Source organism: Dolichospermum compactum NIES-806 (genome assembly GCF_002368115.1).
In the GTDB taxonomy this organism is placed as follows: domain Bacteria; phylum Cyanobacteriota; class Cyanobacteriia; order Cyanobacteriales; family Nostocaceae; genus Dolichospermum; species Dolichospermum compactum.
Genome location: NZ_AP018316.1, coordinates 1899664 through 1915877, shown reverse-complemented (window position 1 = coordinate 1915877; position 16214 = coordinate 1899664). Strand labels below are relative to the sequence as shown.

Sequence of the window (16214 nt, the reverse complement as noted above, 5' to 3'; positions counted from 1 at the left end):
GCGTAAGTCCTACAAGGATAAAACCGAAATCAAAAAATGATCAAATTTATAGACTTATTTAGTGGTACAGGTGGATTTAGATTAGCAATTGAAAAGATTTGTGATAATTATAAAATTAATTCTCAATGTGTTTTTTCCAGTGATATTGATATAAATGCCCAAAAAATCTATTCAGAAAACTTTGGAGAAACACCCATAGGAGATATTACCAAAATTGACGAAAATGATATTCCTGACCATGACATATTATTAGGTGGTTTTCCTTGTCAACCCTTTAGCATTTGTGGAGAACTAAAAGGATTTGAAGATACCAGAGGAACATTATTTTTTGATATTGCCAGAATTATTAAAAATAAACAACCGTCAGCCTTTATATTAGAAAATGTCAAACAATTACAAGGACATCAACAGGGGCAAACATTAAAAATAATTATTAATACATTAAAAGAATTAGGCTATTATACAGATTATAAAATTCTCAATGCTCTTAATTTCGGTTTACCACAAAAACGAGAAAGAATTTTAATCGTCGGCTTAAAAAATCAAAATCATTACCATAACTTTAATTGGCCATTAATCAAAATGCCCATGCAGCCTTTATCAGAAATATTAGAAAAATCTGTTTCTGAATTTTATTATGCTTCCGAAAAAATTCGCCAAAATCGGTTACAAAAAGTCAAACCTGAGCAAAAATATGAGCAACCAACAATATGGCATGAAAATAAATCTGGTAATATTAGTATACATCCTTATTCCTGTGCTTTGAGGGCAGGAGCATCTTATAATTATTTATTAGTCAACGGCGAAAGAAGATTAACCGCAAGAGAAATGTTGAGATTGCAAGGTTTTCCAGAATCTTATAAAATAGTAGGCAGCTATCAAACCATGCGAAAATTAACTGGTAATGCGATCGCAATTCCTTGTGTTGCTACTGTGATTGATTCTGTAATTAAGACAATATATTGAAAATTATCACTTATGAATTATCTTTATCTTCACGGTTTCGCTTCCAGTCCAAATTCAGCAAAAGCCCAAAACATTCAACAAAGATTATCACAACACCACATCCCAATATCTATCCCTGACCTAAACAGTGGCGGATTTACTCACTTAACCATCACTCGACAAATTCAACAAATTGCGGCTCATCTTCCTGCAAATTCCCAACCTGTAACCCTCATTGGTTCTAGCTTAGGTGGTTTGATATCTGCCCATTTAGCACAACAACATTTACAAGTACAACGCCTAATATTATTAGCGCCAGCTTTCGGTTTTTTATCCCACTGGTTGCCAAAATTAGGCATAAGATTAAAATTATGGCAATTAATGAAATATATGATGATTTATCATTATGGCTATCAAAAATCACTGCCTCTACATTATAATTTTGTTACCGATGCTAAACAATATTCAGAAGATTTATTACAACGTCCCCTTCCCACCTTGATTTTACATGGTAAACATGATGAAGTAATCCCCATCCAAGCTAGTCGCACTTTTGCTATTTCCCGTCCCTGGGTAAAATTAATAGAATTTAATAGTGATCATAGCTTAGGCAATGTCAGCGATGAAATTTGGCAAGCAATTTATTCATTTTGTCAATTATCATAAATAACAAAATGTAACAAAGACAAGTTTTACCAATTACCAATTACCAATGACAAATCTTAAATTTATTCGTTCCGATTTATCCCAACTTAACGCTTATAAAGCTCATCCTGGTAGCGATAGTGCTGAACCAGTCGCCGTCCAATTTGACAGATTAGATACTAATGAAAGTCCCTTGGATTTACCACCGGAAATCAAAGAAAAATTAGCCTGGACTTATCAGCAAGTTATTGAAACTAATCGTTATCCTGATGGTGGACACGAGACTCTAAAAAATGCCATTTCCCAATATGTAAATGAATCAGCAAATCTAGAAAATTCAACTTTCACCGCTGCGAATATTTCCGTCGGTAATGGTTCAGATGAATTAATTAGATCCCTATTAATTGCCACCTGTTTAGGGGGAGAAGGTTCTATATTAGTCGCCAATCCTACCTTTTCCATGTATGGAATTTTAGCCCAGACTTTAGGCATTCCTGTAGTTACAGTAGGCAGAAATCACAGCAACTTTGAAACTGATTTAGCAGCCGCAAAATCTGCCATTTCCCAAACACAAAATCCGCCCATTCGCGTCGTTTTTGTCGTTCACCCCAATTCCCCCACCGCTAATTCCTTAACAGCAGCGGAACTGGAATGGTTAAAAAGTTTACCAGAAGAAATTTTAGTAGTTATTGATGAAGCTTACTTTGAATTTAGTCAAACCACCTTAGGCGGAGAATTATTACAACATCCTAACTGGATAATATTACGCACCTTTTCTAAAGCCTTTCGTCTGGCTGCCATGCGTGTAGGTTATTGTATCGCTCATCCAGATGCGATCGCCATTTTAGAAAAAGTTCGTCTTCCTTACAATCTTCCCAGCTTTTCTATCGCCGCCGCCCTCGTAGCCTTAGAAAATCGGCAACTTTTGCTAGAGTCAATCCCCCAAATCCTCAGCGAAAGAACCAAAATGATCACAGCCTTATCCGCACATCCAACCCTGGAAATTACACCCAGCAGCACCAACTTTATTTACTTGCGGATTAAAACCGATGACTCTAAATTATCAACCACCGTTTTAACAAATCTCAACCAAAAGCTGAGAAATCAAGGGACTCTGATTAGACTTTTACCCAATGGCTTAAGAATCACTATCGGTACACCCGCAGAAAACACCCGCACCCTGGAGCGAATACAAGCATTTTTGTAAAAGTAGCAACTAATTACCACTCATTCATTTTCTGTATCAATGCCTACGTGACGAACAATCGTTACAGTTTGTGTTAACACACCTACTAACATCGCAAAAGCCTCATCTGGGATACAAGCCACTATTTCAGATGGGAAAAATACCTCAAACTGATCAAGAATCTTTTTTACTCGCTCTTTAGCAATTTGACCCTCCGTAATTTGTTTAATCAAGCGAATCCATTGTCGCCTAAGCAAATAAGCTTTTTGACGATCTTCATGGGATTCAGGAATCAACAAAGACAGATTGCCTATAGGTAAAATCCCTTGGCAATCACTATCATGATCTCCACCAATCGCTGCTCCAGGTCCAGCAAACTCGGCATGGTATTCTTTAAAAAGTATTAACCCATTCCTTGTCCGACTATTAACCATGAGAACCTTGCCACCATGAATTAGTGTGACGAGCTTAGAGCCATTAAATTGCCCATTTCCATCTGGCATGATAATTTGGTTAATAACACTAATTTGAATGTGATAATTTGATACGGTATTCCCTGGTGTTACTTGGACAGTATCATTTATTTTAGAAATAAACACGCACTTTAGTCATTTTAATTATCCTATTCTATGGGATTAATGCTGGATTTCAATCAATCCAGAGTCACCTTGTTTGACAGCTTGTCATTTGACTAATCCCACGAAATTAAATGAGAATTATAAAGGATATTTGCACGGATTCAGCCATTGTTGTAGAGAGAACACCACATGAAAAAAATAATCCCAGTATTATTATTAGGCATAGCTATCTTCACCTTTGCCTTCAGTAGTCCCGCTTTAGCCGCTGACGCTGGTAGTGGCGCGGCAATATTTAAGGCTAATTGTGCTTCTTGTCACGCGGGTGGTAAAAATTTAGTTAATGCTGCCAAAACCCTGAAAAAAGCAGATTTGGAAAAGTACGGTATGTATTCAGCAGAAGCCATTATTGCTCAAGTTACTAAGGGTAAAGGCGCAATGCCAGCTTTTAGTAGGAGGTTAAAACCAGCACAAATAGAAGATGTAGCTGCTTATGTCCTACAACAAGCTGATAATGGCTGGGAAAAGTAAAGTTACATCTAACTTGATGACCTAACAATGTGCAGGGCTTTTCGCTGATTATTCCTATAGTTATAGCAGTATTCACTCTTTTAGAACTTACGCAACTAGCACTAGCACATTTTAAGGTGCATCAGACATAAAATATCTGTATATTGTCAGTATTTATACAGTCTGACGCACCCTACAATAGATTTTTTGTGTGACACTGGCGTAAGTCCTATCTTTGTGAGATGCAGTCAGCAAATCGCAAAGCCCGTAGGGGCGGGGAAAACCCGCCCTCGATTGTATTGCTATCATATTATTCATAACTAAATCATAAAATATGAGTTTATCAAGCATCACTATAGAACAGCGGGAAAAAGAAACTGAAGCCTTAAAGACTTTCCTGGTCTTTAGTTTTATTGGCTCACTAGCATTACATATTGGACTACTAGCTTTAGCTATTAATAAGTTTTTCTTCAAAGTACCTGAAGTTACAAATAAACCCATTGAAGTAACAATTTTAGAAACTCTCCCTCAGAAAATAATCCAACCACCAGTAGAGATGAAATCCCTACCAAAAATAAATTCTGGTGGTGGAAATGAAGGCGGCAAAATTTCCATACCAACAAAAACAACGATCATTAGTAAAATCAAGTCTTCTGTTGCACCTGTAAGCAAACAGCCTCAAGCAAAAAATACTGATAACTTTATTAGTAAACAATCCCCAATGCTCACGTCTCCTAAAACTGCAATCACACCAAATTCTATAAAAAATAACTTCATAGCAAACACAATTCCTGAACCAGTAATAGCAACAACTCCGACAGAAATCAAACCAATCCAAAAATTAGATGAAAATTCAAATACCCTAGCATCTATTCAACCCCAGGCAGAAACGAAACCTACAGAAATCCCATTCAAGTCAGAAACTCAACCCAATATTAGTTCTCATAATATCCCTAGCAATTCCACGACTTCCACAGATGTTTCGCAGAATAGAACTATTTTAAATAATTTAGGTGATCATCGCTGGAGAAATATTTTAGGTAAAGATTCTGGTAATGGTATTGGAAACAGTTCTGGTAATGGTATTGGAAACAGTTTTGGTAACGGTGTGGAAAACACAGCAAGGCCAGAAAATACACCAGTAGCTACCGCACCCAAACCTCCCATCGAAAACAGTTCTAAATTGAATCGTGCGGATTGTCTACAGTGTCAAATTAAGTATCCAGAGAGAGCCAGACGACGGGGCGCAGAAGGAAATCCAGAAGTTGCTATTGATACTGATAATAATGGTAATGTTACGAGGGTGCGGTTAATCCGTTCCAGTGGTGATAGTGAACTAGATGAAGCTGCTCAAAAAGCTGCTCAAGAGTGGAAATTAACACCCACAGAAGCAGGAAGAGAAGGAGTAAGAGCCTCAGTTAACTTTGCTATTAAAGGATCAAATCGTCACCGTAAACTTCAAGAACGCCAAATAGAAAAACGGCGAGAAGCCATTAAGAAAATAATTGAACAAGAAGCTTCTAGTTCCACTCCCATAGAATCACCTCCACGCAATCGAAGAAAAACAAATCCTATTATTACTGATGTCCCCTCCGAAAATACAACTAGACGGCAACAAGAATCTGCACCCTCCAAAAGTAAACCAGTTTCACTACCTCGTCAGCGTGTTGAACCTGAACAACCCAAGCAAACAGAAGAATCTCCAGCCCGTCGCGGTTCAGTTCAGCCCGTAAAATCTGACATAGGTAATCAATCTAACGAAGGTAGAACCGAAAGAGTACAAAAAAGTCAGAGACGCTTAGCAGAAGTCCTCCGTCGTCGTCAAAAGTCTGCTGACTCACCACCAGCAGAATCTCCCGCACAACTAGAACCTGTGACTACATCACCAACTGAGTCTACTAGTGAATAGTGCTATAGCGGTATCCACTTGCATGAGATACATCATAGCCCACTCCTTGCTTGCGGCAAGGGGGTTGAGGGTGGGTTTATTGTATCTCACTCAATCGAGAACCGCTATAGTACACTGCGGCGTAAGTGAATGAACCATTTTAATGAGATACTAAACAAGATAATTAAACTGGTTTGGAGTTATAAAAAGGAATCAGGGTATGTCCAGATTAGCCGCAAAAACAATAAAGTTTAAGGTGAGTGTTAATTTTTGTGACTGATTTTCCTAATATGCTTAAAAAAAGCTAAAAATACATAATTATAATTCACAAGGAACAGGAGTGCTTTTGGATTTAAGTAGTAAAATTGGAGATTAATATAAAACCTCATAAAATAAATTTCAAATGCAGGAAAATATTACTTTACCAGGTGATCCACTACCATTCAATTCCATATTTTATATTGAACGCCCTCCCATTGAAAGTGATGCTTATACAGAATTAGTCAAACCAGGGAGTTTGATTCGGATTAAAGCACCTCGACAAATGGGCAAAAGTTCTTTAATGTTACAGCTAATTCACCAAGCTCAAATACATGAATATTCCGTAGTTACTATAGACTTTAAACTAGTAGATACCCAAACTTTTTTGAGCCTGAATAATTTTTTACGCTGGTTTTGTGTAAATGTAGCTCGGCAGTTGTCACTTGCATCACATTTAGATGATTATTGGGATGAGGAAATTGGCAGAAGTGTTGAATGTTAGGAAAAGATTAAAAAAAAGTACCATAATTTGATACAATCTAAAAAAATATAGATAAAGAATTATCAAATTATGCGCTTAAAGAATTTCCCAGAAGTGGTCAAAACAATATTGAAACCATTGCCCAAAAAAGATTATCCAGTTCTGGACACATTTTCATTTGTATCAGTGTGGTTACAGTATGTCATGGATAAAAGTATAGTGAGTATGAGAGATTTATTTCAAAGACTAAATAATCAAGGGATAGATTTAAAAATATCAAATTTTTCCAAGGCAAGTAAAAAGAGAGATACTCAAGTATTTTTGGAGATAATAACTGAATTAAACAATCAACTGAGAAAGAAAAAAGGAAAGGAAGAAACCCAAGCATTATTTCCTATAGATTCAACAATTATTACATTAACAAGTAAATTATTATGGAGTCAAGGATATCATCAAGTAAAACTATTTTGTGGGTTAGATAGTTTGACATCAGAAGTTGGTGGAATGGTGATTCATTTTGGGCAAGGACATGACCATAAATATGGACAAGAAACAGTAGAAGCAATTCCGTCAAAAGGAGTAGGGATAATGGATAGAGGATTTGCATCCTCCGAAAGAATATCTGAATTAAAACAACAAAAAAATAAAGCTTTTGTCTTAAGAATTAAAAATAATGTCACTTTAGAAATGCTAGAAAATGGTAATTGTAAAGTTGGCAAAGATGAAAGAGAAGTGGAAATTAGAGTAGTAGCATTTTGTGATATAGAAACTAAGAGTGAATTTCGTTTAGCAACAAACTTATTAAATGAAGGAGAAGAGCAAGTTAGTAATCAAGAGATTATGGAAATTTACATACAAAGATGGCAAATTGAATTGTTATGGAAATTCTTAAAAATGCACCTCAAGTTAGACAGACTTATGACAAAGAATGAGAATGGAATTAGAATTCAGATAATGTGCTGTTTAATCGCTTATTTGATATTGCAACTAATAGAAATACCGCAAGAATTTGGCAAAACTTTATTAGATAAACTCCGTTATCTTCAGTCCTATATGTGTCAGGAAATAAGTTATGTTCATTGGTTTAGAAAACTTATTTGGATAAGATGAAAAATAGCACTTATAGGCTAAGTTTATTTCAATATGTAAAGTTTTATTACGCTATTCAACATTTCTGGGAAATTGGTAGTAAAGTTAGTGCTTCAATTTATTTCGATAGTTATTTATTAGAGCAAATTAAAAGTCCATTAGTTTTAATTTTAAATGAAGTAGATTATGTTTTTCAACATCAACAAATAGCCCAGGATTTTTCACTTTTACTACGGAGTTGGCATGAACAAGGTAAACAAACTCTAGCTTGGCAAAAGGTTCGGTTAGTATTATTGCACTCCACTGAAGTTTATATCCCTTTAAATATCAATCAATCTCCGTTTAATGTTGGGTTGTCATTGAAATTACCAGAATTTACCATTGAGCAAGTCACAGAATTAGCTAGACGTTACAAACTAGATTGCTGTGATATTCAATCTGTGGAAAACTTAATGTATTGGGTAGGAGGACAGCCATATCTAATTCATCAGGCGTTATATTATATCCACCAGCAAAAAATTTCCTTAGAAGAACTATTAGATAATTGTACAAATGGTAAATGTATTTACAGCGGATATTTAAGAAATATACTCAATATATTGCTACAAGATGCAGAATTGTCTCAAGCATATAATCAAGTTGTCAATTCCCCAAATAGCAACATAAACTTGTCAGCGAATTTGGTTTATAAATTAGATAGTTTAGGGTTAATTAAATTAAGTGGCTATAATTATGAACCTTTTTGCGAACTGTATCGTTTATTTTTTCAAAAAAATTTACTAATAGAAAGTAATGCTATTCCGTGGGATAAATTAAAAAAAGAAAATGAAAAATTGCAATTGTTAGTTAATATTGATAAACTAACTCAACTTGCTAATCGTAAATGTTTTGATGAAACTTTGGAAATAGAATGGGAAAGAATGACATACATCCAAGAACCTCTATCTTTAATATTAGCAGATTTGGATGAATTTAAATTTCATAATGATACCTATGGACATCAAAGTGGTGATAATTGTTTACGTCAAATTGCTCAAGCAATTAATTCAGTAATTAAAAATCCAGATCATTTAGTTGCTCGTTATGGTGGTGAAGAATTTGTATTAATTTTGCCACAAGTTGACGCAGAAGCAGCTATATTCATTGCTGAAGAAATCAGAGAAACAGTAAAATCATTGAGAATTAAAATTCCTGAGTTAACAAAAAAAAATCAATTAACAAACATGATTAGCTTAACCATAAGCTTAGGAATTGCCTGTATCATTCCTTCAGGAGATTTTTCTTTAAGAGAATTTTTTGAAGCGGCTGATCAAGCACTTTATCAAGCTAAGAAATTAGGGCGCGATCGCACTATCTTAAGTTCTAAATTTAAATTTGGCTATGATGAATAATAAATATCACTAATATGAATACTTATACATATCAAGTCGGTGGTAGCCTCATAAATAATGCTCCTAGTTATGTAGAAAGACAGGCAGATATAGAAATATATAACGCTTTAAAAAAGGGTGAGTTTTGTTATGTTCTTAACTGTCGTCAAATGGGTAAATCATCCCTACTAGTAAGAACTAAACATCATTTAGAAAAAGATGGATTGAAATGTACAACTGTTGATATGACGAATATTGGCGGTGAGAATATTACTCCAAGTCAATGGTATAAGGGAATAATCGCTGATTTATGCCGAGGATTTAAACTTTTAGGAAAATTCAATTTAAAATCATGGTGGCAAACAGGAGATGATATTTCCTTGGTCCAAAACTTAAGTCGGTTTATTTCTGAATTACTAACTCAACTTCCAGACGAAAAGCTAATTATTTTTATAGATGAAATTGATAGTATCCTCAGCTTGAATTTTCCGGTAGATGATTTTTTTGCATTAATTAGATACTGCTATAATCAAAGAGCCATAGATCCCGAATATCAAAGATTGACATTTGCCATTTTTGGAGTAGCTACTCCATCAGATTTAATTCAAGATGTAAAAAGAACACCTTTTAATATTGGTCAAGCTATTGAGTTAAAAGGATTTCAAATAGAAGAAGTGGATTCTTTAATTAGAGGATTAGAAGTAGTAATACCTAATTCGTACCCAGTAATGAAAAAAATTTTAGGTTGGACAGGGGGACAGCCTTTTTTAACCCAAAAGTTATGTAATCTCATCAGTAATTTTAACACAAGTAATTATCATATAAATTTTGCTAAAGGTTATGAAGAATTTTGGTTAGATAATATTGTAAATGAATATATTATTCAAAATTGGGAATCTCAAGACGAACCAGAACATTTAAGAACTATCCGAGATCGACTACTTTATAATCAACAGCTTGTCAGCAGATTATTGGGAATTTACCAGCAAATTTTGCAAGGTATAGAAGTTAAATCTGATGATAGTAGAGAACAAATAGAATTATTGCTATCAGGTTTAGTTATTAAACAAGCAGGATTATTAACGTTTAAAAATCGCATCTATGCCCAAGTATTTAATTTGGATTGGGTAGAAAGACAATTAGCTAATTTACGTCCTTACTCGCAAACATTTGATGCGTGGTTAACTTCTCAACAAACTGATGAATCTCGTTTATTAAGAGGACAAGCACTAGCAGATGCTCAAGCTTGGGCTTGGGATAAAAGTTTAACAAATTTAGACAATCAATTTTTAGCTAGAAGTTCAGAATTAGAACGCCAAGAACAACAGCTTGTTTTAGTAGCAGAAAGAGCTAAAAATATGGAAATTCAACTACTTGAACAACACAAAAATGCTAAATTACAAAAATTTTTGTTGGCCGTAATTAGCACAGCTTTTCTAACTTCTGTCAGTTTAGGAGGAATGGCTTTCTGGTTATATCGTCAATCTCTCCAGAATGAAAAATTAGCAAAAATTAGTGAAATTAAAGCCTTAGTATCTTCTGCCAATGGTCGCTTTAAGTCTCATCAAGAATTAGAAGCATTGATGGATGCTATTAAAGCAAAAAGAGAATTAAAAAAATTAAATATTAATTATCCTGAACTGGATCAACTAACTGATAATGTTCTTCGTAAAGCCAGTTATGGAGCGCAAGAACGTAATCGCTTATCAGGTCAGAATGTTAGTTTGGTTTGGGATTTAGCCTGGAGTCCTGATGGACAAAAGATGGCAATTACTAATCGAGATGAAGTTTCATTATGGAATAAAAATGGCCAATTAATTCGGACTTTTAAAGGTCATCATGCCACAGTTTCCACAGTTGCTTTTAGTCCTGATGGCAAAATGATTGCTTCAGGTAGTCTTGATAAAACTGTCAAGTTTTGGTCATTGCAGGGGCAAGAGTTGAAAACTATCTCTGTTAATGCAGAAGTTAAAAGTATAGCTTTAAGTCTTGATGGTCAACTTTTAGCAATTGGCATGAATGATGGTAATTTAGGATTGTGGAATTTAGCAACAAGAAAACTCACTATCATTAAGGCTCATCCATTAACTATTTATAAAGTTCTCTTTACTCCCGATAGTAAAAAATTAGTAACAGGTAGTTTTGATGGTAAAGCAATTCTGTGGAGTCGAGACGGGAAAAAATTAGTTAGTTTTAATCATGGTCAAGATGCTGTGCGTGGTTTAGCAATTTCTCCTAATGGTAAGCTGTTGGCTATAGGTGGTAATAATAAAAAAATAGAAATTTGGAATCTTAATGGTAAAAAAATCAGTAATTTTCAGGGGCAACATTCAGTAATAGCGATCGCTTTCAGTGCTGATAGTCAAACTATTGCGGCTGCCAGTTGGGATAAAGTAGTGAAAATATGGACTATAGACGGTAAGGATTTACTAACTTTAGAAGGACATCAACAGGCAATTTGGGCGATCGCTTGGAGTCCTGATGGTAAAATTCTGGCTACAGGTAGTTTAGATAATAGTGTCAAATTTTGGCAATTACAAAATCCTTTACTCACAGTTTTAAGAGGCCATCAACTCAACTTAACACAAGCTGCTATCAGTCATAACGGTAAAATTATTGCTACTACAGGTTGGGATTATGTCATCAATATTTGGCAGCGTCATGGCAAATTACTCAAAAGTTTAAAAGGACATCAAAATGGCATTACCTCACTTGTCTTTAGTCCTGATAGCCAATATTTAGCAACTGGTAGTTATGATAGAACCATCAAAATCTGGAACATAGACGGCACTCTCATAGATATTCTTTCAGGACATACAGCGGGGATTGATAATATTGCTTTGAGTCCTGATGGTCAACTTCTCGCTTCCGTTAGTTTTGATCAAACCCTCCGACTTTGGCAACGAGATTACAAAAAACCCTTTAGTTTTCGCTGGCAAAAAACTATCCAAGCACATAAAGAGCCTATTGTTAGTGTAGAATTTAGTCCTGATGGTCAAGTAATAGCAACTGCCAGTTATGATAAAACAGTTCGTCTATGGAATAGAGAGGGTAAACTCCTCAACACCTTAAAAGGACATAACGGCCAAGTGTTTGATGTCACCTTTAGTCCTGATGGTAAATTAATTGCATCGTTAAGTGATGATCGAACTATCAAATTATGGCAAATCAATGGCAACTTATTAAAAACATTAGTAACTTCCAAAGTTGGATTGAACAAAATCAAATTTAGTCCAGATGGAAAAATGATAGCTGCTGCTAGTGACGAAAACACAATCAATCTTTGGGATCTTGATGGTAAGCCAATTATTACCCTATTTGGTCATCGGGCGGTAGTATCTTCTTTAACTTTCAGTGCTGATAGAAAAAGTTTAGTATCCGTGAGTGGCGATCGCACTGCTATTATCTGGAATTTACCCCAAATCTTTGCCACGAATGAATTAGATTATGCTTGTAACTGGGTAAAAGATTACTTACAGAATAATCAGGAATTAGAAAATTTAGGAAAAAATAATTCCCCCCAAGAGAAGCATTCTGATCGCCATTTGTGCGATCGTTAGAAGAAGCCGAAGTAATTTTAGATGAAAAGCCTACAGCGGTATGCACTTGAATGAGATACAGAATCTACAGTAAAAGCCTTATGGTAAGAGATTCTTACCTGCTGACTCCTGAATCCTGACTCCTGACTCTTGCTATATTCTGTTTCAATGGCAAAAAGCGTTACTCTAGATGATAAAGTTCAAAAATAATTATGACACCGGAAGACATAGCGGGTACGTTAATAGAGTTATTTAGTGCTGAAGTTGTTAAACCTATCGCCCCAGGTTCTTGGCAAGTAGAAACTACTGAGTTTAGGTTGTTGGCGCTGCTTTCAGAAGATAATACTTGGTTGCGGATATTATTGCCAATTATGCCCTTGCAAGAAGCCGCAGCTTTTATAACGCAGTTTCTAGAGGCTAATTTTGATGATACTCAGGAAACACGATATGCTGTTTATGATGATGTAGTTTGGGGAGTATTTCAGCATAATAGTGGCACTTTGACTAATGGAGATTTTGCTAATGCGATCGCTCGTCTGATTTCATTATATAGAGCTGGTGTTAATGATGTTTTCAATAATTTAGTAGAAACTCGTATCCGCGAAATTATTAAAGCCGCAAAACAACAGGGACAATCTTTAGAAGCCACTATGCAAAATCTGGATCGTTTTTATGCCGAAGGATTATTAGGAGATATTGACCAAAATGCCCAGGGAAGAGAACAAGTTTTAGCAGCTTGGCAAAGACAATTAGAACGTCTTTGGATGGAGATGTAATCGAATTAACAGGGAAAGTTTTTGGATTACTTCTCCATAAGTTCAGATTAAATTTGACTAGATATCGGTGAGATTTATCCCTAAGATTGGACAGTTTACGGATTTATTTCCAGACCAATCTGTGAAGGTATGATCATTTTTGTAATGTCTGGGTGTTTGCACCATTAATTCCCAGGCTTTTCCAGCATTTAATAAGTTGAATCGTTCGGGGTAATGTGTTTGTAATAGTTCTTGCACCATTGGCGCATAATCTGAATTCATGCCTGGAAAAATGTGATGTTCTGTATGGTAAGAAAAGTTTAAATGTAAGACATCAAATAGTTTCGGAACTCGAATAGAGAGACTATTTATCAGAGGATCATTTACATTTGTCATGCGGCACAACATATGATTGGTATAGATATAAAATATGACACCTGCATAGCCTATCCAGATAGGCAAGAAGTAGCTAAGAAGTAGTTTAATGGGATGGAACTCCAGGTAAGTCAAGATGGTGGCATGGATGGCGATAATCATGAGTAATTCTATAGCGATCGCTCTTCGTTCTTTCCCACTAACTGTAAAAGCCACCACAGGATACTCAGCCTTATCATTATTGAATAATACAACTGAGGTCAAATTCCGAAATGTATGAACTCCCCAAGCATGACCCATTCCTATAAACAATAAAATAGGATTTACCTCAGCCGACGGTACAAAAGCATTTTGAATCCATTTACCCCAACTTTTAGGTTGACTATCTAAATAATTGCGATCTGGATCTTGTAAAGAATTTGTTTTATTATGATGTTCTCGATTGTGTACTGCCTTCCATAAGGTTGGTGGCATCCATCCTATTGTGAATCCCAATAAGCTAATTATTTGTCTCAACCAAGGATTTTTCACTGTACGGCTGTGTAGCAAATCATGGGTACTAAAAAGCAAAACAATCACACTATTAGCCATCACCAATGTTAATGGTAAATACAGCCAGATAAAATACCAATTCCAGTCATCAAGATGATTGGCAATCCCCCAACCTAAAATCATAATTGCTAGATTAATTAAGAGAATCCAGAGTTTATTGATATCAGGTGAAAATGCTTCTGGCGGCAGTAAAGGACGCAGCTTTTTAGCATACTCTGCTTGCGTCATCCAAGTTTTTTGTTCAAGTGTATTCATGAATATTTTTAGTTTTGTTTGCAGGTTGATTACGCCAAGTGTGAGTGTGAGTAATTGTTAAGTTGATTTTTTACCGTGATCTCATCTAGTTTTTTTCTAAATAAAGATTAATTTTGAGAAGTTAGAAATTCTCTCAAATTTTTTCTTAAGTTTTCACTAATATCACCCGCAACAAAGCAAATATTAGGACAAGATATATCTCCACTTAACAAATTTTCTAACAGAAGATGACACAAATCCATATCATTGGAGTTATGACGGTTAAATTCTGCGTCAGCATCTGGACATAATTTAACTGCTGTGACAATAACTCCCGCAAAAATATTCTCACGCCGTAAATTCTCCACAAAAGCATTCAGCGTATCTCTGTCAAAATCATTTTTTTCTATCTTGATATTAAAACCAGCATTAGTTTCAACCCATTTAAATTCTTCTTTAATTGTATCTACGGGTATTTCAAAACCATCAGACATACGCTTTAATTTTTGTTTGATAATACGTTCCTGGATCAAAATTGGAATCCTGCCATCTAACCCACCATCCCCCGGTCCTCTGCGTCGAGGAAGTCTGGTAACTTGAGGCGCAGGATCACCGCCTAAAACTTGAACAATGCGATTAGCAATCTCTCGTTTGTCTTTAGGTGATAAAGAAATTAAATGCTCAACTAACCTTTTTTGTAGATTGCCCATTATTGCCTATTGATTGTTCTAATAAATCCAGACAAAGGTGAAATACATGATTAATAGCATCCTCAGTTGTAATAGGAGATTTCCCATTCACCAAATGAATTTCTGAACCAAGAATTAACACCATCCATCGAGGAACAGTGACTCGCTGTAATTTCTCAGTATTAGTCTTAGGTTTTTGAGATATTGCTTCTATTAATTGTTTAGCTGATTTATACTGTATTTGATCTATTATGCTTTCTCGAATGTCTAATTTTTTTGTAGAAGTAATAGCAAAGGATAATTCAATTAGTTTTTTGGCTGACTTTGTAGAAAGATAAATACCTAGTTGATCAATTAACTCTTGATCCAGTAAATTCGAGTCAAACGTTATAGATATATTTTTCAAATTTCCTGATATTTGACTTTTAAGTGTCTCAGTCAGCTTAGACATAAATTTTCTCACATATCAAGTTCAGCAAGAACAGAGCGTAGACTTTGCGAAAATATTTCATCCGATGTAAAGTCTAAAGGGGACAAATTTACAAACGGCAACCAATGAGGAGATAAAAATTCATCAATTCCATAATTTTGCAGCAATTTGGAGACTTTCTCATAAGGTTGATCATAATCATCACTAGGAAATCTATTATTGACAATAATTCTTACTTTAGGAACAATGTCAATTAAAAGGCCAAAATTCAGGAGGGATGCTGTTTCTTTAACTATATCCTCTAATCCAATAGGATCGTACTCAGGGACGACAGGAACAATCAGCCGCCATCCCCGCTTTGTCACTACAGCAGCAGGTACTTTATAATAATCGTCTGTGTCAGCAACCAGAAAATCATAATTATTTGCACCAGGAAAGGAATCAGGTAAGGGTTCTGTTTCTCTAATATCTATCTTATTTCTGTCATTTGCAAAGTAATCTATAGATTTTAAGAAATTACCCATTCGGCTTCTTCCAGCAAGGTCTAAAGCCCAAAGACGTTTGTTTTGCTGGGCTAGTAGTAAGGCAATATTTGTAGCCACTGTTGTTTTTCCTACTCCACCCTTGGTTGCATTGACTACGATTTTCAGCACTCTTATTACTCCATTGTATGAGGAAGATTGTTCTAAG

Annotated in this window: 15 protein-coding genes; 10 read left to right on the top strand and 5 right to left on the bottom strand. The window is 35.3% G+C overall.

What is annotated here, in order from left to right; translation table 11 throughout:
• Positions 1 to 36: 36 nt before the first annotated feature.
• The 3 genes from dcm to CA730_RS09225 are packed head-to-tail and all read left to right on the top strand — an operon-like array spanning position 37 to position 2797.
• Positions 37 to 966, top strand: a complete 930-nt coding sequence (gene dcm, locus CA730_RS09235; RefSeq protein WP_096666593.1) for a DNA (cytosine-5-)-methyltransferase — start codon at positions 37 to 39, stop codon at positions 964 to 966.
• A gap of 12 nt (positions 967 to 978) precedes the next feature.
• A complete protein-coding gene (locus CA730_RS09230; protein ID WP_096666590.1) occupies positions 979 to 1611 on the top strand; it encodes a YqiA/YcfP family alpha/beta fold hydrolase in 633 nt (210 codons plus the stop codon).
• A gap of 46 nt (positions 1612 to 1657) precedes the next feature.
• On the top strand, positions 1658 to 2797 hold the full coding sequence (locus CA730_RS09225) for a histidinol-phosphate transaminase (protein ID WP_096666587.1): 1140 nt from the start codon (positions 1658 to 1660) through the stop codon (positions 2795 to 2797).
• Positions 2798 to 2817: 20 nt separating this feature from the next.
• Here CA730_RS09225 and CA730_RS09220 read toward each other — a convergent pair whose 3' ends face one another.
• Entirely contained in the window at positions 2818 to 3279 is a 462-nt protein-coding gene (locus CA730_RS09220; RefSeq protein ID WP_231940059.1) for a hypothetical protein, read from the bottom strand.
• Positions 3280 to 3543: 264 nt separating this feature from the next.
• On the opposite strand from CA730_RS09220, the gene petJ reads away from it, so the two are divergent.
• The 7 genes from petJ (at position 3544) to CA730_RS09185 (ending at position 13265) form a co-directional block, all read left to right on the top strand.
• Positions 3544 to 3882 (top strand): cytochrome c6 PetJ, encoded by a 339-nt coding sequence (gene petJ, locus CA730_RS09215; protein ID WP_096666583.1) that lies wholly within the window; start codon positions 3544 to 3546, stop codon positions 3880 to 3882.
• Positions 3883 to 4195: 313 nt separating this feature from the next.
• Positions 4196 to 5770, top strand: a complete 1575-nt coding sequence (locus CA730_RS09210) for an energy transducer TonB (protein WP_096666580.1) — start codon at positions 4196 to 4198, stop codon at positions 5768 to 5770.
• Between the two features lie 382 nt (positions 5771 to 6152).
• A complete protein-coding gene (locus tag CA730_RS09205; protein WP_231940058.1) occupies positions 6153 to 6512 on the top strand; it encodes an AAA-like domain-containing protein in 360 nt (119 codons plus the stop codon).
• 69 nt (positions 6513 to 6581) lie between these two features.
• Entirely contained in the window at positions 6582 to 7601 is a 1020-nt protein-coding gene (locus CA730_RS09200) for a transposase (RefSeq protein WP_053537527.1), read from the top strand.
• Entirely contained in the window at positions 7598 to 8971 is a 1374-nt protein-coding gene (locus tag CA730_RS09195; RefSeq protein WP_231940056.1) for an AAA-like domain-containing protein, read from the top strand. Before CA730_RS09200 ends, CA730_RS09195 begins: the two co-directional genes overlap by 4 nt.
• A 14-nt stretch (positions 8972 to 8985) precedes the next feature.
• Positions 8986 to 12510: a WD40 domain-containing protein gene (locus CA730_RS09190; protein WP_096666577.1), complete on the top strand. Its 3525-nt coding sequence runs from the start codon at positions 8986 to 8988 to the stop codon at positions 12508 to 12510.
• Between the two features lie 191 nt (positions 12511 to 12701).
• Complete coding sequence (locus CA730_RS09185) at positions 12702 to 13265, top strand: hypothetical protein (protein WP_096666574.1); 564 nt, start codon at positions 12702 to 12704, stop codon at positions 13263 to 13265.
• 57 nt (positions 13266 to 13322) lie between these two features.
• Here CA730_RS09185 and CA730_RS09180 read toward each other — a convergent pair whose 3' ends face one another.
• From CA730_RS09180 to CA730_RS09165, 4 genes are all read right to left on the bottom strand, one after another.
• Positions 13323 to 14426, bottom strand: coding sequence for a fatty acid desaturase family protein (locus CA730_RS09180; protein ID WP_096666571.1), 1104 nt, complete (start codon positions 14424 to 14426; stop codon positions 13323 to 13325).
• 107 nt (positions 14427 to 14533) lie between these two features.
• The gene (locus CA730_RS09175; protein WP_096666568.1) at positions 14534 to 15115 is read right to left on the bottom strand and encodes a hypothetical protein; all 582 of its coding nucleotides are present in this window, start codon (positions 15113 to 15115) and stop codon (positions 14534 to 14536) included.
• Positions 15087 to 15545 (bottom strand): hypothetical protein, encoded by a 459-nt coding sequence (locus CA730_RS09170; protein WP_096666566.1) that lies wholly within the window; start codon positions 15543 to 15545, stop codon positions 15087 to 15089. Before CA730_RS09170 ends, CA730_RS09175 begins: the two co-directional genes overlap by 29 nt.
• 8 nt (positions 15546 to 15553) lie before the next feature.
• Positions 15554 to 16177, bottom strand: a complete 624-nt coding sequence (locus tag CA730_RS09165) for a nucleotide-binding protein (protein ID WP_157749943.1) — start codon at positions 16175 to 16177, stop codon at positions 15554 to 15556.
• Positions 16178 to 16214: the final 37 nt, after the last annotated feature.

Excerpts from the sequence above, each read along its gene's own strand:
- dcm (WP_096666593.1), top strand. The coding sequence starts at position 37 with ATGATCAAATTTATAGACTTATTTAGTGGTACAGGTGGATTTAGATTA.
- CA730_RS09230 (WP_096666590.1), top strand. The coding sequence starts at position 979 with ATGAATTATCTTTATCTTCACGGTTTCGCTTCCAGTCCAAATTCAGCA.
- CA730_RS09225 (WP_096666587.1), top strand. The coding sequence starts at position 1,658 with ATGACAAATCTTAAATTTATTCGTTCCGATTTATCCCAACTTAACGCT.
- CA730_RS09220 (WP_231940059.1), bottom strand. The coding sequence starts at position 3,279 with ATGCCAGATGGAAATGGGCAATTTAATGGCTCTAAGCTCGTCACACTA.
- petJ (WP_096666583.1), top strand. The coding sequence starts at position 3,544 with ATGAAAAAAATAATCCCAGTATTATTATTAGGCATAGCTATCTTCACC.
- CA730_RS09210 (WP_096666580.1), top strand. The coding sequence starts at position 4,196 with ATGAGTTTATCAAGCATCACTATAGAACAGCGGGAAAAAGAAACTGAA.
- CA730_RS09205 (WP_231940058.1), top strand. The coding sequence starts at position 6,153 with ATGCAGGAAAATATTACTTTACCAGGTGATCCACTACCATTCAATTCC.
- CA730_RS09200 (WP_053537527.1), top strand. The coding sequence starts at position 6,582 with ATGCGCTTAAAGAATTTCCCAGAAGTGGTCAAAACAATATTGAAACCA.
- CA730_RS09195 (WP_231940056.1), top strand. The coding sequence starts at position 7,598 with ATGAAAAATAGCACTTATAGGCTAAGTTTATTTCAATATGTAAAGTTT.
- CA730_RS09190 (WP_096666577.1), top strand. The coding sequence starts at position 8,986 with ATGAATACTTATACATATCAAGTCGGTGGTAGCCTCATAAATAATGCT.
- CA730_RS09185 (WP_096666574.1), top strand. The coding sequence starts at position 12,702 with ATGACACCGGAAGACATAGCGGGTACGTTAATAGAGTTATTTAGTGCT.
- CA730_RS09180 (WP_096666571.1), bottom strand. The coding sequence starts at position 14,426 with ATGAATACACTTGAACAAAAAACTTGGATGACGCAAGCAGAGTATGCT.
- CA730_RS09175 (WP_096666568.1), bottom strand. The coding sequence starts at position 15,115 with ATGGGCAATCTACAAAAAAGGTTAGTTGAGCATTTAATTTCTTTATCA.
- CA730_RS09170 (WP_096666566.1), bottom strand. The coding sequence starts at position 15,545 with ATGTCTAAGCTGACTGAGACACTTAAAAGTCAAATATCAGGAAATTTG.